This window comes from Mesorhizobium sp. WSM4817 (assembly GCF_055811135.1).
The window spans coordinates 49639-68292 of the sequence record NZ_JBVVQQ010000009.1 but is presented as its reverse complement, the minus strand read 5'-3'; the positions used below and the strand labels follow the sequence as shown (position 1 = coordinate 68292).

General features: G+C 62.9%; 18 protein-coding genes and 2 pseudogenes. 15 read left to right on the top strand and 5 right to left on the bottom strand.

Going from position 1 to position 18654, the window contains the following annotated elements:
• Positions 1-15: 15 nt before the first annotated feature.
• The gene (locus AC0L2K_RS14640; protein ID WP_473531709.1) at positions 16-873 is read left to right on the top strand and encodes a quinoprotein relay system zinc metallohydrolase 2; all 858 of its coding nucleotides are present in this window, start codon (positions 16-18) and stop codon (positions 871-873) included.
• 106 nt (positions 874-979) lie between these two features.
• Positions 980-1843, top strand: a complete 864-nt coding sequence (locus AC0L2K_RS14635; protein ID WP_473531661.1) for a quinoprotein dehydrogenase-associated SoxYZ-like carrier — start codon at positions 980-982, stop codon at positions 1841-1843.
• 46 nt (positions 1844-1889) lie between these two features.
• Here AC0L2K_RS14635 and AC0L2K_RS14630 read toward each other — a convergent pair whose 3' ends face one another.
• Complete coding sequence (locus AC0L2K_RS14630; RefSeq protein WP_128166403.1) at positions 1890-2243, bottom strand: hypothetical protein; 354 nt, start codon at positions 2241-2243, stop codon at positions 1890-1892.
• A 673-nt stretch (positions 2244-2916) separates the two neighbouring features.
• Here AC0L2K_RS14630 and AC0L2K_RS14625 point away from each other — a divergent pair.
• The 4 genes from AC0L2K_RS14625 (at position 2917) to AC0L2K_RS14610 (ending at position 6972) form a co-directional block, all read left to right on the top strand.
• Complete coding sequence (locus AC0L2K_RS14625) at positions 2917-4815, top strand: methanol/ethanol family PQQ-dependent dehydrogenase (protein ID WP_027151294.1); 1899 nt, start codon at positions 2917-2919, stop codon at positions 4813-4815.
• A 183-nt stretch (positions 4816-4998) separates the two neighbouring features.
• Positions 4999-5520 carry a c-type cytochrome, methanol metabolism-related gene (locus AC0L2K_RS14620; protein WP_023797676.1) on the top strand — a complete coding sequence of 174 codons (522 nt, stop codon included), beginning with the start codon at positions 4999-5001 and terminating at the stop codon, positions 5518-5520.
• Position 5521: 1 nt separating this feature from the next.
• Positions 5522-6385: a quinoprotein dehydrogenase-associated putative ABC transporter substrate-binding protein gene (locus tag AC0L2K_RS14615; protein WP_287219661.1), complete on the top strand. Its 864-nt coding sequence runs from the start codon at positions 5522-5524 to the stop codon at positions 6383-6385.
• 29 nt (positions 6386-6414) lie between these two features.
• Entirely contained in the window at positions 6415-6972 is a 558-nt protein-coding gene (locus tag AC0L2K_RS14610; protein WP_287219662.1) for a PQQ-dependent catabolism-associated CXXCW motif protein, read from the top strand.
• Between the two features lie 58 nt (positions 6973-7030).
• Here AC0L2K_RS14610 and AC0L2K_RS14605 read toward each other — a convergent pair whose 3' ends face one another.
• The gene (locus tag AC0L2K_RS14605; protein ID WP_023797673.1) at positions 7031-7168 is read right to left on the bottom strand and encodes a hypothetical protein; all 138 of its coding nucleotides are present in this window, start codon (positions 7166-7168) and stop codon (positions 7031-7033) included.
• Between the two features lie 220 nt (positions 7169-7388).
• Here AC0L2K_RS14605 and pqqB point away from each other — a divergent pair, with 220 nt between their 5' ends.
• Genes pqqB through pqqE form a run of 4 tightly spaced genes read left to right on the top strand, consistent with a single transcriptional unit; the run spans position 7389 to position 10493 of the window.
• Complete coding sequence (gene pqqB, locus AC0L2K_RS14600) at positions 7389-8327, top strand: pyrroloquinoline quinone biosynthesis protein PqqB (RefSeq protein WP_128166393.1); 939 nt, start codon at positions 7389-7391, stop codon at positions 8325-8327.
• On the top strand, positions 8324-9082 hold the full coding sequence (gene pqqC, locus AC0L2K_RS14595; protein WP_128166391.1) for a pyrroloquinoline-quinone synthase PqqC: 759 nt from the start codon (positions 8324-8326) through the stop codon (positions 9080-9082). The genes pqqB and pqqC overlap by 4 nt, the downstream gene beginning before the upstream one ends.
• Positions 9079-9375: a pyrroloquinoline quinone biosynthesis peptide chaperone PqqD gene (gene pqqD / locus AC0L2K_RS14590; protein WP_128166389.1), complete on the top strand. Its 297-nt coding sequence runs from the start codon at positions 9079-9081 to the stop codon at positions 9373-9375. The genes pqqC and pqqD overlap by 4 nt, the downstream gene beginning before the upstream one ends.
• Positions 9372-10493 carry a pyrroloquinoline quinone biosynthesis protein PqqE gene (gene pqqE / locus AC0L2K_RS14585; protein WP_128166387.1) on the top strand — a complete coding sequence of 374 codons (1122 nt, stop codon included), beginning with the start codon at positions 9372-9374 and terminating at the stop codon, positions 10491-10493. The genes pqqD and pqqE overlap by 4 nt, the downstream gene beginning before the upstream one ends.
• Here the strand turns inward: pqqE and folP are convergent.
• Positions 10477-11328: a dihydropteroate synthase gene (folP, locus tag AC0L2K_RS14580; protein ID WP_128166385.1), complete on the bottom strand. Its 852-nt coding sequence runs from the start codon at positions 11326-11328 to the stop codon at positions 10477-10479. The two genes, pqqE and folP, sit on opposite strands and share 17 nt — an antisense overlap.
• A 115-nt stretch (positions 11329-11443) precedes the next feature.
• Between folP and AC0L2K_RS14575 the strand changes: the two genes are divergently transcribed.
• Positions 11444-11920 carry an SRPBCC family protein gene (locus AC0L2K_RS14575; protein ID WP_128166383.1) on the top strand — a complete coding sequence of 159 codons (477 nt, stop codon included), beginning with the start codon at positions 11444-11446 and terminating at the stop codon, positions 11918-11920.
• A 22-nt stretch (positions 11921-11942) separates the two neighbouring features.
• On the top strand, positions 11943-12359 hold the full coding sequence (locus AC0L2K_RS14570; protein WP_128180880.1) for a GFA family protein: 417 nt from the start codon (positions 11943-11945) through the stop codon (positions 12357-12359).
• Positions 12360-12478: 119 nt separating this feature from the next.
• Here AC0L2K_RS14570 and AC0L2K_RS14565 read toward each other — a convergent pair.
• Positions 12479-13198 (bottom strand): annotated as a pseudogene (locus tag AC0L2K_RS14565) (DUF899 domain-containing protein).
• 211 nt (positions 13199-13409) lie between these two features.
• Between AC0L2K_RS14565 and AC0L2K_RS14560 the strand changes: the two are divergent.
• Complete coding sequence (locus AC0L2K_RS14560) at positions 13410-13994, top strand: GNAT family N-acetyltransferase (protein WP_287237902.1); 585 nt, start codon at positions 13410-13412, stop codon at positions 13992-13994.
• Between the two features lie 128 nt (positions 13995-14122).
• Here the strand turns inward: AC0L2K_RS14560 and AC0L2K_RS14555 are convergent.
• Positions 14123-15057 (bottom strand): annotated as a pseudogene (locus tag AC0L2K_RS14555) (carbon-nitrogen hydrolase family protein).
• A 494-nt stretch (positions 15058-15551) separates the two neighbouring features.
• Here AC0L2K_RS14555 and AC0L2K_RS14550 point away from each other — a divergent pair.
• Both AC0L2K_RS14550 and AC0L2K_RS14545 read left to right on the top strand, forming a co-directional pair.
• The gene (locus tag AC0L2K_RS14550; RefSeq protein WP_473531660.1) at positions 15552-16940 is read left to right on the top strand and encodes an AAA family ATPase; all 1389 of its coding nucleotides are present in this window, start codon (positions 15552-15554) and stop codon (positions 16938-16940) included.
• Positions 16907-18634: an ATP-binding protein gene (locus AC0L2K_RS14545; RefSeq protein ID WP_473531659.1), complete on the top strand. Its 1728-nt coding sequence runs from the start codon at positions 16907-16909 to the stop codon at positions 18632-18634. The genes AC0L2K_RS14550 and AC0L2K_RS14545 overlap by 34 nt, the downstream gene beginning before the upstream one ends.
• Positions 18635-18654: the final 20 nt, after the last annotated feature.

Sequence of the window (18654 nt, the reverse complement as noted above, 5' to 3'; positions counted from 1 at the left end):
GTACCGGGGGGGGGGTTGGGGGGGGGCCGGGGGGGGGGGGGTGGGGGGGGGCGGGGGGGGGGGCGGGGGGCCCGGCCCCCCCCGGAGGGGCGGGGGGCGGGCCCCCCCCCCCGGGGGGGGGGGGGGGGCGCCCACGCCGTCGCCGTCATCGACAGTGGCGGCAGCCTGATCGAGGCGAACGCCCTCATCGCCGCGATCGGCAAGATAAGCGCCAGGCCGGTCCGCTACCTGATCAACACCCACATGCACCCCGACCATGTCTTCGGCAACGCGGCGTTCCGGCAGATCGGCGCCACCATCGTCGGCCACCACAATCTGCCGCGCGCCCTCGAGGCGCGCGGCGCCTTCTACCTGCAGAGCTTTCGCGAACAGATCGGCGACGCGCTCATCGAAGGGATCGAGATCATACCGCCGACGACGCTGGTCGACGATCGCCTGCAGCTCGACCTTGGCGGACGCGTGCTCGAATTGCAGGCATGGAAGGCGGCTCACACCGACAACGACCTGACCGTCTTCGACAGCGCGACCCGCACGCTGTTTGCCGGCGATCTGGTTTTCATCGGTTCCTTGCCGACGCTCGACGGATCGCTGCTCGGCTGGCTCCGCCAGATGGATGCGCTCGCCGCGATTGGCGCCACGCGCGTCGTGCCGGGTCATGGCCCGGTGCCGGCCGACTGGCCGGCGGCGCTGACGGGAGAGCGGCGCTATTTCGAAATTCTGGCGCGCGATATTCGCAAGGCGATCGCCGACGGGATGCCGCTCCGCGACGCCGTCAAGACCGCCGGCGCAAGCGAACGGGGCAATTGGCATCTGTTCGACGACTACAACGAGCGCAATGCAACAGCCGCCTTTGCCGAACTCGAATGGGAATAGGTCACAGCGACAAGCGCTGTGGATCGATTTGCCAAACGCATCGTCAAGGGTCTATCCTCGACATCGGCCTGGGCACCACCTCTCTGACATTGGTGGAGGCATCGAAATGCAGAACCACGCTTACCGGAGCCGGCAGCTCGGCTTGCCGCTCGCAGCCATCTTCGCCGCGATCATCCTGGCCATCGGCGCGCTCTTTGGCGCCTTCGGAGCCGCCAACGCCCAGCAAACAACCGCCTCTTCGGACCGGATTTGGCAGGATCTGAAAGGCGACGTGTTCGGCGATCAGGCGATTCTGGTCGATAGCGGCGTCGTCAGGATCGAGGCGCCGAAGCGGGCGCAGGATGCCGCCATCGTGCCCGTCGACATCTATATCGACCCGGCCAAGGCGCCCGCCGGCATCAAATCCGTCACCTTGATCATCGACGTCAATCCAGCGCCGGTGGCGGCGACGTTCGAGATCGGCAAGGACGCCGGCGTGACACATCTGTCGACGCGCGTGCGCGTCGACGACTATTCCTATCTGCGTGCCGTAGCAGAGACGCAGAGCGGCGAGCTTCACATGGCCCAGACCTTCGTCAAGGCGTCAGGCGGATGCTCCGCCCCGGCGCTCAAGAACCAGGACGAAGCGATGGCAACGATGGGGCAGATGAAGCTGCGCCAATTCCCGCCGCAAGAGACGATGACAAAGGCGCAGGAATTGCAGCTGATGATTCGCCACCCGAACAATTCGGGCCTGCAGCGCAACCCCTTGACCCAGTATTTCATCCCCGCGCATTTCGTTCAGAAACTGTCGGTCTCGCAGGCAGACCGGCTGATCCTGTCGATGGAAGGGGGGATATCGATTTCGGAAGATCCCAATTTCCGGTTCGATTTCACCGCGCACGGCACTGGCCAGATCCAGGTCGAAGCGATCGATACGGACGGCAAGGTATTTCGCAATCAATGGCCGCTGGAGGCTACAGGGCTTTGAACCCTCGAAACCGTATGCAGCCGCCGTCGGCGGTCTTACACAGCGTCTAAAAGCAGCGCACGTCGGCTTCCGCCTGCGCGCGCTTCAGTCCCGTGCTTGCGGCTTTTGCCGGCGCGCTTTCGCGGAACAGTCCCGAACGCTCCCCTGTCGTCAGGGACATGCTCTTGAAGGTCTCGGCCCTTTCATAATCCTCGAATGGAAGGATCGAGGCGATGACGTCGATCGAGCAGGAACAGCTCTCCAGCGCCTGACGTGTCTGGCCATTCGTCTGCATGCAACCGAGCACATAGTCGACAACCGTCACCGTCGGATAATCCGAGGCGGCGCCGGCCGGATTGGCGAAGGCCAGGGCCGACGTGAGCAACAGCGGCAAGCTCGAAAAGCCGACATATCTGATCATGGGGAACCTCCGATTGGCCCGGAACGTGACAGATCGAGCCCGCTGGATCGAGACGGATCACCGCACCAGTTGGCCTCGCGCCGCCACGCCAGTCAAGTTCTCATGCAGGCCATATAGTACCAAAGGACAGGGCCGTCCCGGCCGGCAAAAGTCCTCCCCGACAGCACGAACATCGGCTCCGAATCCTGGTGCTGAGCTTGATTTCAGGTCTCCTCCACTATCGCCATAGGGAGCGACGCGCGCATACTTAAAACCATACGGTCCAGCGAATATTCCCAAATAAAAATCAATACATTTTGCCCAAAAAATACGTAAAATTTAGCCACTTATATAAATCGCGCTTCATCCACAGTCGATCAATAGCTTTCAGTCCGGATTTTTTCATATCTATTTCTCTATATTGCAGTGCAACATAGATGGAAGTGATTTTTCTTGCCTTCCTTCTGGGGATGACATAGCTTCATCCTGTTTCCGGCTTCAAGGGCGTCACCGTCAATTAGGGAGCGGCGACAGTCTTTCGTAGGCCAGGTGGGATGGGCAGTAACGGTGCCCTCTGCTCATTCGGCTTAGGTCGTGACACGCTGCCGGAAATACTTCCCCCACATGAATCGCTTGGGCAAGCCCTGGTGGGCTCAACGGACGATTCGTCATTGTGCACCCTGGGAGGACTTTGATGCGTGTATTAGCGAAAACTGCCTATCTACTAACGACCGCGGCGCTCATGTCGTTCGGCGCGGTCCACATGACGTCGGCCAATGAAGAACTGATGAAAATGGCCGAGAATCCCAAGGACTGGGTGATGCAGACGGGTGACTACGCCAACACCCGCTTTTCCAAGCTCAACCAGATCACCAAGGACAATGTGAAGAACCTGCAGGTCAAGTGGACATTCTCCACTGGCGTGCTGCGCGGCCATGAAGGCGGGCCGCTGGTCATCGGCGATGTGATGTATGTCCACGCGCCGTTCCCGAACACCGTCTATGCTCTCGATCTCAAGAATGACGGAAAGATCCTCTGGAAATACGAGCCCAAGCAAGACCCGAATGTTATTGGCATCATGTGCTGCGACACGGTCAACCGTGGCGTTGCCTATGGTGACGGCAAGATCATCCTCAACCAGGCCGACACCACCGTCGTGGCGCTCGATGCCAAGTCCGGCAAAGTCGTCTGGACGGTCAAGAACGGCGATCAGATCGACGGCGGAAAGGGCGAATCCGGCACGTCGGCGCCTGTGGTCGTCAAGGACAAGGTTATCGTCGGCATCTCTGGCGCCGAATATGGTGTTCGCGGCCACCTCTCGGCCTACAACCTTTCGGATGGCAAGCTTGCCTGGCGGGCCTATTCGACGGGACCCGATGCAGAAACCCTGATCGATTCGGAAAAGACCACCCATCTCGGCAAACCAGTCGGCGCGGACTCGGGCACGAACACCTGGGAAGGCGAGCAGTGGAAGACCGGTGGCGGCACGACTTGGGGATGGTACGCCTATGATCCCAAGCTTAACCTGATCTACTACGGCACCGGCAATCCATCGACCTGGAACCCGGTCCAGAGGCCAGGCGACAATCGCTGGTCGATGACGATCATGGCTCGCGATGCGGATACCGGGATGGCCAAGTGGCTCTACCAGATGACCCCGCATGACGAGTGGGATTATGACGGCGTCAACGAGATGATCCTTGTCGACGGCATGGACATCAAGGGCGCCAAGCGCGATGTGCTGGTGCACTTCGACCGCAATGGCTTTGCCTACACCATGGATCGCGCCAATGGCGAGCTTCTCGTCGCCAAGAAATACGATCCGGCAGTGAACTGGGCGACGGAAGTCAACATGGACCCCAGCAGCGACCAGTACGGCCGCCCGCAGGTGGTCGCCAAATATTCGACCCAGCAGAACGGCGAAGACACCAACTCGACGGGCATCTGCCCGGCCGCGCTTGGAACCAAGGACCAGCAACCGGCGACCTATTCGCCGAAGACCGGTCTGTTCTACGTGCCGACAAACCATGTCTGCATGGACTATGAGCCCTACAAGGTGAGCTACACCGCCGGTCAGCCTTACGTGGGCGCCACCGTGTCGATGTATCCTCCCGCTGGAGCCGACCACATGGGCAACTTCATTGCCTGGGATGCTGCCAAGGGCGAGATCGTCTGGTCCAAGCCCGAGAAGTTCTCGGTCTGGTCGGGCGCGCTGGCGACCGACGGCGACGTCGTCTTCTACGGCACGCTCGAGGGCTACATCAAGGCAGTCGATCATGACGGCAATGAACTCTACAAGTTCAAGACCCCGTCCGGCATCATCGGCAACATCACGGCCTACGAGCATGGCGGCAAGCAGTATATCGCCGTTCTGTCCGGCGTCGGTGGATGGGCCGGTATCGGTCTGGCAGGCGGACTGCTTTCGCCCGACAACGCCGCTGCCTGGCATGGCGCCGTCGATCAGGGCCGTGCGCAAGGCGACGAGGCTGCGGTCGTTGGGACTGCTGGTCTGGGCGCGGTCGGTGGCTACGCAGCACTTGCCGACTACACGACGCTGGGCGGCCAGCTCACCGTCTTCGGTCTCCCGGACTGAAACACGGGAACCATAGGCACGCCTCGGTTTTTTGAGAAGACCAAGGCTTGAAAAGCGAGAGCCCGGATCACCGGGAAGCCAGGACCGGGCTCTCAATTTCGCCGCGCACCCACATCGATCCATGCCGCTTCACGACAGCAAAACCGTGTGCAGGCGAAATCAAGAAATCAAGGAAGTAACTAAATGTCCGTTCGCATTGTAATTTCCGCTCTCGCCCTGGCGCTGCCTCTGGCAAGTTCAAGCCTCGCGCATGCCCAGGACAGCGCTGAAAAAGCCAAGGCAGTGACGGAAGAAGGCGGCAAGCATTTCGACGCGGAGGGAAATCCGACCTTCAAGATCGAAAACGGAGCCGTCGACTGGTACACGTTCAGCGGTTACCGCCGGTATCACTCCGATTGCCATGTCTGTCACGGACCGGACGGCACCGGTTCGAGCTATGCGCCGGCCCTGCTCAACAGCCTGAAAACAATGGATTACGCGACCTTTATCTCGATCGTCGCCGAGGGCCGCAAGAATGTCGGCGGCGGCAAGGAAAATGTCATGCCTGCCTTTGGCGACAACAAAAACGTCTATTGCTACATGGATGACCTCTACGTCTATCTGCGTGCCCGCGCCGACGGTGCGGCGCCGCGCGGCAGGCCGCCGAAGAAAGCAGACAAGCCACAGGCAGCGAAGGATGCCGAAGCATCCTGCATGGGTGGATGATATGATTGGCCGTGACGCGTTGAAGCTGTGTTTTGTCCTGCCGATGCTCGGCGCACTCGCCTTGCTGCCTGCGAACGCCCAGGCGCAGGACGCCGGCCTTGGTGCCGCGGGCGAACTGGTCGACCCGGACATTCTGCGCGTCTGCGCCGATCCTTCGAACATGCCGTTCACCGACGAGAGCGGCGAAGGCTTCGAGAACAGGCTGGCCGAACTGGTTGCCGCGAAAACCGGCCGAAAGTCCGTCGCCTATACATGGTTTCCTCTTGTCGCCGGCTTCGTGCGCAACACGCTGGCCTCCAACCGATGCGACATCATCATGGGCTATGCCCAGGGCGATGAACTGGTGCAGAACACCAACGCCTACTATCGCTCGTCCTATGTGCTGGTGCACCCGAAGGGCAACGGCATGGAAGGCGTCGAGACCATCGAGGATCCGAAACTCACCGGCAAGAGGATCGGCGTCGTCGAAAGCACACCGCCGACTGCCAACATGGCCGCCAACAAGCTCATGCGAACGGCAAAGATCTATCCGCTGGCGGTGGATACCCGCCTCACCCCCTCCATGGGGGAGGTCATGATCAAGGACATGCTCGCCGGCAAGATCGATGCGGCGGTCATGTGGGGACCGATGGCCGGCTACTATGCCAAGCAACTCGGCGCCGATCTCACGATCGTTCCGCTGGTGAAGGAGAAAACCGGCTCGCGCATGTCATACCGCATCACCATGGGCGTGCGTCCATCCGACCAGGAATGGAAGCGGACACTCAACCGGGTGATCAGGGAAAACCAGGCGGAGATCACCAGGATCCTGCTGGATTACGATGTGCCGCTGATCGACGAACACGATAATCCGATCACGCAATGACGATGCCGGTAGGAGGGGACGATACCGGTATGAAGGGAAAGGAGACGATTTTGCTGGTCGCTGCGGGCCTCCTGGGTCTGACCGAACCGATGTGGGCTGGCGATATCGCCGAGCCCGGCGGCTACCGGATGGGCGAATACCGGGCGCCGGTGCCGCAGACGCTGCAGGGCGCGAAGGTCGTGACGACGGCGGAGGCGGAGGCGCTGTGGCGGGAGAAGAAGGCCGTCTTTTTCGACGTCATGCCGAACACGCCGAAGCCGGCTAATTTGCCGGCAGGAACAATTTGGAGAGCCAAGATCAGGAAGGACATCCCAGGCAGCACCTGGCTGGCCAATGTCGGTTACGGTGCTATCTCCGAGGAGACCGCCAACTATTTTCGCCAGGGCCTCGCGGCCGAAGCCGGTCCCGACAAGTCGCGTGCCATTCTGTTCTATTGCATGACGAATTGCTGGATGTCGTGGAATGCCGCGAAACGGGCCATCGAATGGGGCTACAGTTCGGTGATCTGGTATCCGCCCGGCGCCGATGGATGGGAAGGTGCCAACCTTCCGCTGGAGGAAAGGAAGCCTTATGTGATTAGCAATTGAGCATGAGCATTGTTATTTTCGATCGTCTTTGTTTTTGGACTTTTCAGAACCTGCCGTTTCATTTGTCCATTTTGAGAGCTGATGGACGAGCCATTGCAATGGTGCCCAGCAATGGTTGACTGAGAAAAGGATCGGCCCCTTCGGGCTGGTAGAAGAGGAGATATGCCATGAAGAAGAGCTGGACAAAACCGACCATGTGCCAGGTTGCTGCGGGCTTCGAGATTTCGCGGTATCTGCCTGCTGAAATTACTCCCAAGAAGTAGGCCGCAGAGGTGCGTGTCCCCGGCAACGGGGACACGCACTGTCTTGCCGCGCGAGGTCTTGGTGAAAGGCTTTGACGCGTTCAATGCGGGCGCGAAGCCATTGGCGGTCGAAGATTTGCTGTTGGTTGAATAAGCCGCAGAGCGGGCATTGCAATGCGCTTGAAGATCATCGGCTCGGCGGCAGGCGGCGGCTTTCCGCAGTGGAATTGCAACTATCGCCTGAGCCGCGCGGCTCGCACCGGGATGGCTGGCGTGCATTCGCGAACCCAATCAAGCATCGCCGCCTCAGTGGATGGGGCCGGCTGGGTTCTCTTCAACGCCTCGCCCGATATTCGCCAGCAGATTGCGCAGACGCCTGAATTGCAGCCCGCGCAGGATGCGCCGTTGCGTTCGACGCCCATCCGCGCGGTGGTGCTGACCAATGCCGATGTCGATCATGTCGCCGGCCTGCTCAGCCTGCGTGAGCGGCAGCCCTTCGCCATCTACGCAACGACACAGGTGCTGGCGACGCTGGAGGCGAATTCGATCTTCAATGTCCTCGATCCGGCGCTCGTGCCGCGACGCATCTTGCCGCCGGCCGAAGAACTGGCGATCTGCGACGCAGACGGCCACGACACCGGCGTGACTGTCGAGAGTTTTCCCGTGCCCGGCAAGATAGCCCTCTATCTCGAGGAAAGAAGCCGGCCGGAAGCCAATTTCAGTTCCGACGCCGGCGACACGATCGGCGTCCGTATCGGCGGTGCCGGCAGCCGCGGCTCCGTCTTCTATATCCCGGGTTGCGCGCGCATCGATGCGGCCCTGCGCACGCGTGTGGCCGATGCCGCCTGTGTCCTGTTCGATGGCACGGTCTACACCGACGACGAGATGATTGCCGCCGGTGTCGGCCAAAAGACCGGTGCGCGCATGGGGCATCTGGCAATGTCGGGCGACGATGGGTCGATCGCCGGCCTGGCCGCGTTGAGGATCGGCCGCCGTGTCTTCGTCCACATCAACAACACCAATCCGGTTCTGGACGAGAATTCCGCCGAACACGCAGCGGTCAAAGCGGCTGGCTGGGAAGTCGCCCGCGACGGTATGGAGATGGAATTTTGAGCGATTTCCACGACGCGGCCAAGAACGGCCTGTCCTCCAGCGAGCTCGAAGCCGTGCTGCGGCAGGTCGGCGCCGAGCGCTATCACAACCGCCATCCTTTCCATCACAGGATGACCAGCGGTGCGCTGTCGAGGACCGAGATGCAGGCCTGGGCGCTGAACCGCTATTGCTACCAGGCCGTCATCCCGCGCAAGGATGCCATGATCCTCGCACATGCTGAGGATCCGGCGTTTCGCGCCGCCTGGCGCAAACGCATCGAGGACCATGACGGCGAGGACGGCTGGAGCGGCGGCATCGCGCGCTGGCTGCACCTGGCGACCTCGCTCGGCCTCGATGCCGATGACGTGAAGAGCGAAAGGCTGGCGCTGCCGGCGACACGTTTCGCGGTCGGCGCCTACCTTGCCTTTTGCACGAACCGGACGCTGTTCGAGGCGGTCGCCTCGTCGCTGACCGAGATGTTCTCGCCGCTCATCATCGGCGAACGGGTTCCGGCGATGCTGGCCAAATACGATTACATCACCGAGGATACGCTGGCCTATTTCAGCCGACGGCCCGAACAGGCCTCGCGCGACGCCGACTTCGCCCTCGCCTACGTGCTCGGCCATGCCGACACGGCGGAACGCCAGCAGCAGGCGATCGATGCGCTGGTGTTCAAATGCGATATACTGTGGGCCATGCTCGACGCGCTTCAACACGCCTATGGCGAGCCGGGAAACATCCCGCCCGGCGCCTTCCGTCCGGAGCCAGCCCAATGATGGCGCTGCGCGAAAGAGCTTTGGTTTCACCGCGATCGGTGCCGTCGCTGCCGAAGCACGTGCGCATACAGTACGATCCCGTGCGGCAGGCGTTCGCCGTGCTCTCGCCGGAAAAGGTGTTTTGGCCGAACGACATCAGCCTCGACATATTGCGCCGCTGCGACGGGCGGTCCACGGTCGGCCACATCATCGCCGAGCTTGCCGCGGATTATGACGCCGAACAGGAGGCGGTGGCTGCCGACGTCGTCGCCTTCCTGCAGGAATGGTCGGACAAGCTGCTGGTAAAACTATGAGCGAGCCCCTTCTCCCTCCGATCGGCATGCTGGCGGAACTGACGCATCGCTGCCCGCTGCAATGCCCGTATTGCTCCAATCCGCTCGAATTGCTGAAGGCCAATCGCGAACTCGATACACAGACCTGGCTCGACCTGTTCTCGCAGGCCGCCGATCTCGGCGTTCTCCAGGTGCATCTGTCCGGCGGTGAACCGACGCTGCGCCGCGACCTCGAGCAATTGATCGCCGGGCTTTCGGCGCGCGGCGTCTACACCAACCTGATCACCGCCGGCGTCGGCATCGCCGAAGGCCGCATCGAGGCGTTTGCCGAAGCCGGGCTCGACCATCTGCAACTGAGTTTTCAAGGCGCACGGCCGGCGACCACCGACCGCATCGGCAATCACAAAGGCGGCCACGAAAAGAAGCTGGAGACGGCACGCCGCGCCCGCGCAGCCGGCCTGCCGCTTACCATCAACGCGCCGATCCATCGCCACAACATCGAGGAAGTGCCGGAATTCATCGACCTGGCGCTCTCGCTCGGCGCGGAGCGGCTTGAGATCGCCAACGTGCAGTATGCCGGCTGGGCGCTGACCAATCGCGATCAACTGATGCCCGAGCGTGCTGCGGTCGACCGTCAGGCGGAGATCGTCGCGGCGGCGCGCGAACGGCTCACCGGCATCATGAACATCGATTTCGTCACGCCGGATTATTTCGCCATCTATCCCAAGCCGTGCATGGGCGGCTGGGCGCGCGACGCGTTCATGGTGGCGCCGGACGGCACCGTGCTGCCGTGCCATGCCGCACAGACCATCCCGTCGCTCAGTTTTGAGCGTTTCGGACCGCGCAGCATGGCCGAAATCTGGACCGATTCGCCGGCATTCAACGCCTTTCGCGGCACCGACTGGATGCAGCAGCCCTGTCGCAGCTGCGAACGGCGTGAGATCGACTGGGGCGGCTGCCGCTGCCAGGCGATGGCGATCGCCGGCGACGCCGCCGCGACGGATCCGGCTTGTGCGAAATCGCCGATCCATGCGCGCATGGCCATGCTGATCGACGAAGCCCAGCGTGCTGCGGCAGTTCCTTCGAACGACGAACAATTCGTCTACCGGCGGATCGGCGTCGTCACCGAGCCCGCCTGATCTCTTCCCCGGTCTCGCGCTCGCGCACCGCGTCGGCGAATGCCAGTGCGTCGCGATTGACGGCAATGTTGTGCACGCGAAAGATCGAAGCGCCCTTCAGCCGCAGGATGACGCTTGTTGCCGCTGTGCCGACGTCTCGCCCCTCGTCACTTCCGCCGACCAGGTGACGGGCAAGGCGCTTGCGTGACGTGCCGACGAGCAATGGAAAACCGAGCGCGCGCAACTCACCGAAGCGAGCCATGAGCTCGAGGTTTTCCTCGCCGTCCTTGGCGAAGGCGAAGCCGGGGTCGAGCACGATCCGCTCGTCCGCGATGCCGGCGTCGCGCGCGATCTCCAGCGATCTGTTCAGGAACAGGAACTGGTCGGCGATCACATCCGCCAGTTTTTCGCGGTCGCGCCCGGTGTGCATGATGACGAGGCCGGCGCCGGTTTCCGCCGCGACCTGCGCGATGTCGGGTTCGCGCTGCAGTCCATGCACGTCGTTGACGATATGCGCGCCTGCGGCGACCGCCAGCCGCGCCGTCTCGGCCCTGTAGGTGTCGACTGAAACCAGGCTGTCGCCGTCGGACGACAGCGCCTCGATGACCGGCAGGATGCGCGATTGTTCCTCGCGCGCAGAAACGGCGCCGGCGCCGGGCCGGGTGGATTCGCCGCCGACATCGATGATCGCCGCGCCCTCGCCGATCATGCGCCGCGCCTGCTGCAGCGCCCGCTCCGGCCGGTCGAATTCTCCGCCGTCGGAAAAACTGTCCGGCGTGACGTTCAAAATCCCCATCAGCAACGATTGCGCGCCAAGATCGAGATGCCGTCCATGAGCAAGCTGCCAGCGCGTCATGCGTCAACCTTTTTCATCTCATTTTCATATCAGATGCAATTCGCGACAAGATTGTCACTCACACGAACCCGGTTTCCCCATCTACCTATGCTCGCGAAACAAAAGGAGCGTAGCAATGACCAGGGAAACGATCAGCTTTACTTACACGACCTATATTGTCTCGACACCGGGAAAGGTGTTCGAGGCCATAACCGAACCGGACCTCGCACGGCGCTACTGGGGCCACGAGAACGTCTCCGACTGGAAGCCCGGCTCGAGCTGGCAGCACATCCGCGCTAATGACGAACGGACCGTCGAGCTCGTCGGCAAGGTCGTCGAGGTGTCGCCGCCGACCCGTCTCGTCATCACCTGGGCAAACGCTTCGCAGGCGTCCGATCCGGCGAGCTACAGCCGGGTGACCTTCGAGCTCGAGGAATACGAGGCCATGGTCCGGCTGACCGTCAGCCATGACGACCTCGAAGCCGGCAGCGGCATGGCGAACGGCATCAAAAAGGGTTGGCCGATCGTCCTCTCCAGCCTGAAATCCTTCCTCGAAACGGGTCAGGCGATCGATGTCTTCGCCAGGCCGCGCGCGTCCGAACTGGCGGCCTGACCCAGAACAAAGGACCGAGCAGATGAGCACTCTCTACACCGGCGGATGCGCGTGCGGCGCGGTCCGCTACGAGGCAAAGGCAGCCCCGATCTTCGAAAACCACTGCCAATGCCACGATTGCCAGAAAAGAAGCGGCACCGGTCATGGATCCTATCTGACGTTTGCGTCGCGGGCGGACGTGGCCATCACCGGCACGACGAGGGACTGGCGTGTCGCGGCGGACAACGGAAATGTCAAAATCCATTCCTTCTGCCCGGTCTGCGGAACTCCGGTTTACCTGACGTACACCGCCATGCCGGAGCCGATCACGGTCCATGCCGCAAGCCTCGACGATCCGAGCCGCTTCAATCCGACCGTTGTCACCTACGGCAGCCGGGCTCTCCCCTGGGACAAGATGGATACCGCGCTGAAGACCTTCGAGAAGATGCCGCAGGGCTAACCGGCCCGGCGGCAGGGCGGACGCGCACGCCCACCGCGGCATTACGGATCGAAGGCACGGCAGAAACGAAAACAGTGCACTGTCACCGTAATTCGCGGTTGTGCCCATGACACCAGCGCTCAGCCATTGCCGTACTCGTCATGACGGCGCCACCACGCCTGGGGGAACTCGAGCCCGTTCTCGTTCCTTCCCCACGGAGCCAGGTCGAGGAAACGGTAGACCCCCATAAACGCCTCGGTGCCACGGGCGTAGGTGGAGTAGGTGTGGTAGACGGCACCGTCCTGGAGCGCAAAGACGCTCATTCCCTCCTTCTGCGGCTCGGCCCTGTCGACATGCTGGTAGTTGTAGTTGGCGCCGTCTCTCTGCTGCTCTTCGGTGAAGGCGGCGCCGAAGTCGTATTTGAAATCGCTCCTGAGCGACGAAACCCACGGGAAGCGCCAACCCATTTGCTGCTTGTAGTCCTGGATCTCCTGCAACGGGGCGATCGATTCGCAAACGAGGGTAATGTCGCGGCCGTTCAAATGGGGGATGACGCAGTCGAAGTGATCGGCGATCAACGAGCATCCGGTGCATCCTTGGCGCTCATCGGTGAGCCGGTATCCGTAGCCGAACATGAAATAATAGACCAAGAGTTGCGAGCGCCCCTGGAAAAGGTCGGCGAGCGAGGCGCTGCCCTCCTCGGTCTCCAGCAGATACTCCTTGTCGATCCGAACCCACGGCAGCTCCTATCGCTGTCGCGCCAGCTCGTCGCTCTGCCGCATGAGCCGTTTCTCCGCCTCGAGCAGTGCGAGCCGCGCTCCGAGCCATTCCTCGCGTGTTCCGGTCTTGTGTTTGGTCATCGCTGCTGTCTCCTTCCTCGGGTTTCCTTTCCGTTTCTCGAAACAACTTGTTGCCCCAGGAGATAAACTTAACGCCGGAGGCGAAACATGGTAGCCAGATGTGGGGCAGGTTTCCGATGGACTGTCTGATCATGGACTCCTGCCCGCTTGTTGCGGCGCCCGTTGGGCGCGCGGGCGCCTCGTCGAACCATTTGCGTCGCTTGGAGGCAGCATGAAATCGCCGACAGTGAGAGTCATGGCCGCGGCCGATGAAGATCCGGCGATCGGAACAATCGTGCTGGCGTTTGCAGCGGATCCCATGGCGCGATGGACCTGGCCGCATGCACACCAGTACCTCGCGGCCATGCCGCGACTGGTCCGCGCGTTCGGGGCCAGGGCATTCTCAAACGGAAGCGGCTTTTGCACCGATGGCTATGTCGGGACGGCGCTGTGGCTGTCGCCCGGTGTGCATCCCGACGAGGAAGGGCTTGGTGCGCTTGTCGAGAGCACGGTTGCGCCCTCTCTTGCCCCTGAAGTCGCCGCTATATTCGAGCAGATGGCCAAGTACCACCCGACCGAACCGCATTGGTACTTGCCCGCGATCGGCGTCGACCCGGCGCATCAGGGCGAAGGTCACGGCGACGCCTTGATGGCGTACGCGCTCGCGCAGTGCGATCGCGATCACGCGCCCGCCTATCTGGAATCCTCGAACCCGCGCAACATTCCGTTCTACCAGCGCCACGGCTTCGAACCGCTCGGCGCGATCCAGGTCGGGTCATCGCCGACGCAAGTCCCGATGCTGCGGCGACCGCGTTGAGCCAGGCAGGGCAGACGAGCGAAGCGTCATGCCGCCCGGCTAACTGGACGGCGTCATGGGACGCTCTCCACGACATTCCGGCTCCCGGCTTCCGCCCACCGCCGGTGCGATCGTCAGCCCCTCTCGGCTCAGTCGGTGAACACAACGGGTGTAAGCGGTTTCCGGCTGATCGACAGCGAGAAAATATCCGACCGGGAATAGTGCCCGGCGACGTCGAGCGACCGCCGGGCGCGGCCGACCGCCTCCCGATCAATTTCGGCGAACAGGATTCCCTTGTCGCGGTTCAGCGGTCCGGCCGCGATTGCGCCGCCCGGCTTCACGACGACGGCGTCGCCGTCGTTGATCCACTCTTCGGCCTTGAACAGTCGGTCGCGATCGGGAAAGTCGGCCGGCAGATCGCTGCCCTGCATTGCCGTCGCGGTGCCGATGACCCAGCATCCACCCTCACGGGCGATGTGACGCAATGTGGCGAGGCAGAGTTCACCATTGTCCCACGTCGGATTGACGAGAATCTCGATGTTCTGGGCGTAGAGAGCGTAGCGCGCCAGCGGCATATAGCTTTCCCAGCAGATCAGGCACCCCAGGCGACCGGCGTGTCGACAACTCTCAGGCCGCTCGCGTCGCCCGTCCCCCAGACCATCCGCTCGGGGTTGGTCGGCATCAACTTGCGATGTCGGTTTTGGAGCGTGCCGTCCGGTCCAATCACGACCACGGTATTAAACAGCGTTGTGCCCGAGAATCGGCTATCGATCTCGTTCACACCGACGACAATCGTCACCGCACGCTGGCTGGCGGCCTGCTGCAGAGGCTCAAGGTCATCTCGCTCGATGTCGACGGCGTTGCTGCGCAGCCTGGCGTGAAGCTCGCTTGACAACGCCATGTCCGTGCCGGGCTTCAGCCGCCAGACCCACCTCGGATATCCGGGTATCCAGGCTTCAGGGAAGATCACCAGGGTGGCGCCGGCATCGGCGGCTTCGTCGATCGCCTCGACGGCTCTGGCGATGGTCGCCTCGCGATCGAGAAAAACCGGCGGCTTCTGAACGACGGCAATTTTTGCTTGCATGGCGGTTTCCTCTACTCCCAATTCACGTTCCCCTCAGCTGCAATGGTTTCTTGTGAGCAGTCCTGTCGGTGTCGGTGTGCCGTAACACGAAGACATAGCCGCCGGCTTTCAGCGAAGGCAGCAGCTTCTGCAATCGCCAATGCGATGGCGGGTGCGAATGATCTCATGTTCAGTCCCCCCAGCCTTCACACCCCAGTCGGATATCCCGGTATCCATTGCTTGGGGAAAGACGACCAGTGTGGCGCCACATCAGCGGCTTCGATCGCTTTGTTGATGGTGGCTTCGCGGCGACAATCATCTCGCAGGGACTGCCGTCGATCGCGGGATGCCTTCCCAGATTGGGCCCCATTGAATGGTTTTGCCGCGGTTGTCATCGGCTGGCTCCTCAAGGCTGTTTCGCAAGACCGTGTTCACGGCTAAACTTGCCGACAATCGTGGAAGCGCCCGTGGAAACCGGCGTCGAATTATCTCGAGGCAGCGCAGGCAGGCCAGGAATGCAACGTCCTATCCCGCTCCGGGTACGTCTGCTCGGCGAGCTCCAGCTTGTCGGCGTCGACGGGAAGGCCCTCGCTTTGCCCGCCTCCCGCAAAACGCGCGCGCTTCTTGGCTATCTCATTGCCACCGGTCAGGTGCACCGGCGTGAACGGCTCTGCAATCTGTTCTGGGACGGACCGGACGATCCGCGCGCCGAGTTGCGCTGGAGCCTCAGCAAGATCCGCGCGCTGCTCGGCGACGGCAGCAGAGCTCGGCTCGTGGCGGATCGTGAGCGGGTCGGCATCGAACTTGGCGATGCGCTGGTCGACCATGCGGTCGTGCGTTCGCTTGCCGCAAGCAGCGTCTCCGCCGCGACCACCAAGGTGCTGACCGAGACTGTGGCGCTGTTTGGAGGCGAGTTCCTCGACGGGCTCGATCTGCCGCTCTGCTACCGTTACCAGGAATGGTGCATAGCGGAGCGGGAGGCGATGAGCCAGCTCCGGTTCAGGGTTCTCGCCGCGCTTATCGCGCGACTGGAAGACGTCCCGACGGATGCCCTGCCCTATGCCTACGCATTTGTTGCGGCCGACCCGCTATCCGAAGCCGGTCATGCTGCGGTGGTCCGGCTGCTTGGGAAGATGGGCCGGACCAACGACGCGCTCGTTCATTACGAGCGGGCGCATCGCACATTCGAAGCCGAGCTTGGCGCGCCGCCAGGCGAGGAACTGAAGGCGGCGAGGCAGGTGCTGCGACCGAGCCCAATCGCAGGTGCCCGAGCCGCACCTTCCGGTGCAGCCAGGGGAACCCCGGACGACGCTCCGCGGCCAGCGGCTTCCGGGCCCATGGTTGGGCGCGACGCCGAGCGCACAAGCATCGATCGCCTCGTCGGGATGGCAGCCGACGGCGGCCCGGATGTCATCCTCGTGACTGGGGAGCCCGGCATCGGCAAGAGCCACATGCTCGGCTATTTCAGCGAACGGATGGCCGCTGCCGGCGGGCGCGCCTTCACGGCGCGCGCATTCGAAGCCGAGACGGCACGATCCTATGGCATCTGGATCGATCTTCTGCGCTCGGTCCAGCGGCAGCGACCGCGCAATGGATTGCCTTCGCTTCTCGGCCCGCTGCTCCCCGAGCTTGGAGGCGGCGAAGGCGGGATCGGGGATCGCACTCAGCTGTTCGACGCCATTGTCGACGTGTTTCACGGGCTCGCCGCCGACGCGCCGGTGGGTATTGCCCTCGACGACGTCCAGTGGATCGACGACGCGTCCGCGTCGCTGCTTCACTATGTTGCTCGCCGGACGGAGGCAGCCCCGGTCTTGTCATCGCCTGCGCAGCGCGTTCTGGAGAAATCGAAGACAATATCGCGGTATCACGGGTGCTGCGCTCGCTCGTCCGCGATGGCCGACTGACGGAGATCGAGCTCGATACGTTGAGCGCCGAGCACACGGCAGAGCTGGTCCGGCGGCTCGACCCGGCTCTGGACGCAGCTCAAATCATCGCCGCGAGCGATGGCAATCCGCTGTTTGCGCTCGAACTTGCCCGCGCTCACCTGCGCGGGGATCCCGGCCCCGGCCGTACCGTGAAGGCCCTGATAGAAGGACAACTGGCTGGGCTGACCGACCAGGTGCGCGAAACGCTGGTCTGGGCTGCAGCGCATGGCCGCACCTTCACACCGGAGGATCTCGCGCCCTTGGCGCCGTTTGATGCTGCCGGGCTGCTGATGGCACTGGGGGAGCTTGAGCGGCGCGGGCTGGTGCGGCCGGCAGGCGGCGACGCCTATGACTTCACCCACGACCTCGTCCGGCAAGTCACCTACCGCAGCTTGTCCCATCCCAGGCGCAAGCTGTTGCATCGACATATCGCGCGCGCGCTTCGACCGGCGGCGGAGCGCGGCGGTGACGCCGCAGCCGATTTCGTTCATCACGCCGTGCTCGCCGAGGATGACGAGATGGCCGCACGAGCTTGCATCGTCGCCGGCGAGCGGGCCCTTCGGCTCTTCGCCAATGCCGAGGCCGCCGGCTTGGCCGAGCGAGGGCTACGGCATGTCGCGCGGCTGCCGGAAGCGCCGGAGAAGCTGGTTTCCCGGATTGCGCTGCTCAAGATCCGCGTTCTTGCCGCGACTGGTCCCGGATTGCGATCACTTCCTCCCATCGAAGACGCGATCGCCGACGCGACCACCGCAGCGGAGGAACAAGGGCTGCAGGCTGCCGCGGCGACAGGGCACTATCTGCTTTCCATTCTCCATCAGCAGGCCGGACAAATAGAGCAGGCCGAGGCCAGCACGCTTCGTGCGGCCGAGATAGGGCGCAACGCTGACCGCAAGATTCAGGCGCATCAGCTCGCCAACACGGCTCGCTGCCTGCTTGAGCTGGAGACAGAAATCGCTCGCGCGCGCGAATTGATCGCGGAGGCCGGCGATATCGCGCAGTCGCTTGGTACAGAGTTGTGCGAACTGCATTGGGCTAGCGGGCTGCTGGAGCGATGGGACGGTCGGCAGGCTCAAGCCGCCGTGTATCTTGCTCGCTCTCTTGCCCTGGCGCGCCGAAGCGAAGACCGCTGGCGCGAGTACAAATGCCTGACTTGGCTGGCGACGCTTCATTTCGAAATGGCACGATATGCCGACATGCACGCCCGCTGCGAGGAGCTGCGGTCGGTTGCCGCACGGATTGGCGAGGAGACGCCTTTCGTCGATGCCCTGCAGGCGCTTGCTGCCCTCATGACGGCGGATGATGCAGCCGACGAGGCGCTGGAGAGCGCCTTGGCGCGGCTTCGTGCCGCCGACGACAAGTCCTACCTGGCTTACGCTCTCAACAGCGCCGCAAGTTTTTATTGTCGTGCCGGCCGAATGGAGCAAGTCCGGCTCCACGCCAGCGAGGCGCTGACAGTCGCCGCAAAAATCCGCCGGCGCTGCGAGATCGCCATTGCCAAGGCCCTGCTCAGCGCGGCCGCGAACAGTTCTTCGGCACCGGAAATCGACGACGATTGCCGGGCGTCGATCGCGCTTGAGGATTTCAGCGCGAGGGCGCGAGCAGTTTTGCGCCATCCTCCCGAACCGGCGCGCCGCGTTCCAACGGCCGCACCCACGCCGGGCCTTCAGACTTGAACGAGCCATCGAACAGGAGA

Bases quoted from the DNA above. Each gene is read 5' to 3' on its own strand.
- AC0L2K_RS14630 (WP_128166403.1), bottom strand. From the start codon at position 2,243: ATGATCAGATATGTCGGCTTTTCGAGCTTGCCGCTGTTGCTCACGTCG.
- pqqE (WP_128166387.1), top strand. From the start codon at position 9,372: ATGAGCGAGCCCCTTCTCCCTCCGATCGGCATGCTGGCGGAACTGACG.
- pqqB (WP_128166393.1), top strand. From the start codon at position 7,389: ATGCGCTTGAAGATCATCGGCTCGGCGGCAGGCGGCGGCTTTCCGCAG.
- AC0L2K_RS14570 (WP_128180880.1), top strand. From the start codon at position 11,943: ATGAGCACTCTCTACACCGGCGGATGCGCGTGCGGCGCGGTCCGCTAC.
- AC0L2K_RS14635 (WP_473531661.1), top strand. From the start codon at position 980: ATGCAGAACCACGCTTACCGGAGCCGGCAGCTCGGCTTGCCGCTCGCA.
- AC0L2K_RS14610 (WP_287219662.1), top strand. From the start codon at position 6,415: ATGAAGGGAAAGGAGACGATTTTGCTGGTCGCTGCGGGCCTCCTGGGT.
- AC0L2K_RS14620 (WP_023797676.1), top strand. From the start codon at position 4,999: ATGTCCGTTCGCATTGTAATTTCCGCTCTCGCCCTGGCGCTGCCTCTG.
- AC0L2K_RS14605 (WP_023797673.1), bottom strand. From the start codon at position 7,168: ATGGTCGGTTTTGTCCAGCTCTTCTTCATGGCATATCTCCTCTTCTAC.
- AC0L2K_RS14575 (WP_128166383.1), top strand. From the start codon at position 11,444: ATGACCAGGGAAACGATCAGCTTTACTTACACGACCTATATTGTCTCG.
- AC0L2K_RS14560 (WP_287237902.1), top strand. From the start codon at position 13,410: ATGAAATCGCCGACAGTGAGAGTCATGGCCGCGGCCGATGAAGATCCG.
- AC0L2K_RS14625 (WP_027151294.1), top strand. From the start codon at position 2,917: ATGCGTGTATTAGCGAAAACTGCCTATCTACTAACGACCGCGGCGCTC.
- pqqD (WP_128166389.1), top strand. From the start codon at position 9,079: ATGATGGCGCTGCGCGAAAGAGCTTTGGTTTCACCGCGATCGGTGCCG.
- folP (WP_128166385.1), bottom strand. From the start codon at position 11,328: ATGACGCGCTGGCAGCTTGCTCATGGACGGCATCTCGATCTTGGCGCG.
- AC0L2K_RS14615 (WP_287219661.1), top strand. From the start codon at position 5,522: ATGATTGGCCGTGACGCGTTGAAGCTGTGTTTTGTCCTGCCGATGCTC.
- AC0L2K_RS14550 (WP_473531660.1), top strand. From the start codon at position 15,552: ATGCAACGTCCTATCCCGCTCCGGGTACGTCTGCTCGGCGAGCTCCAG.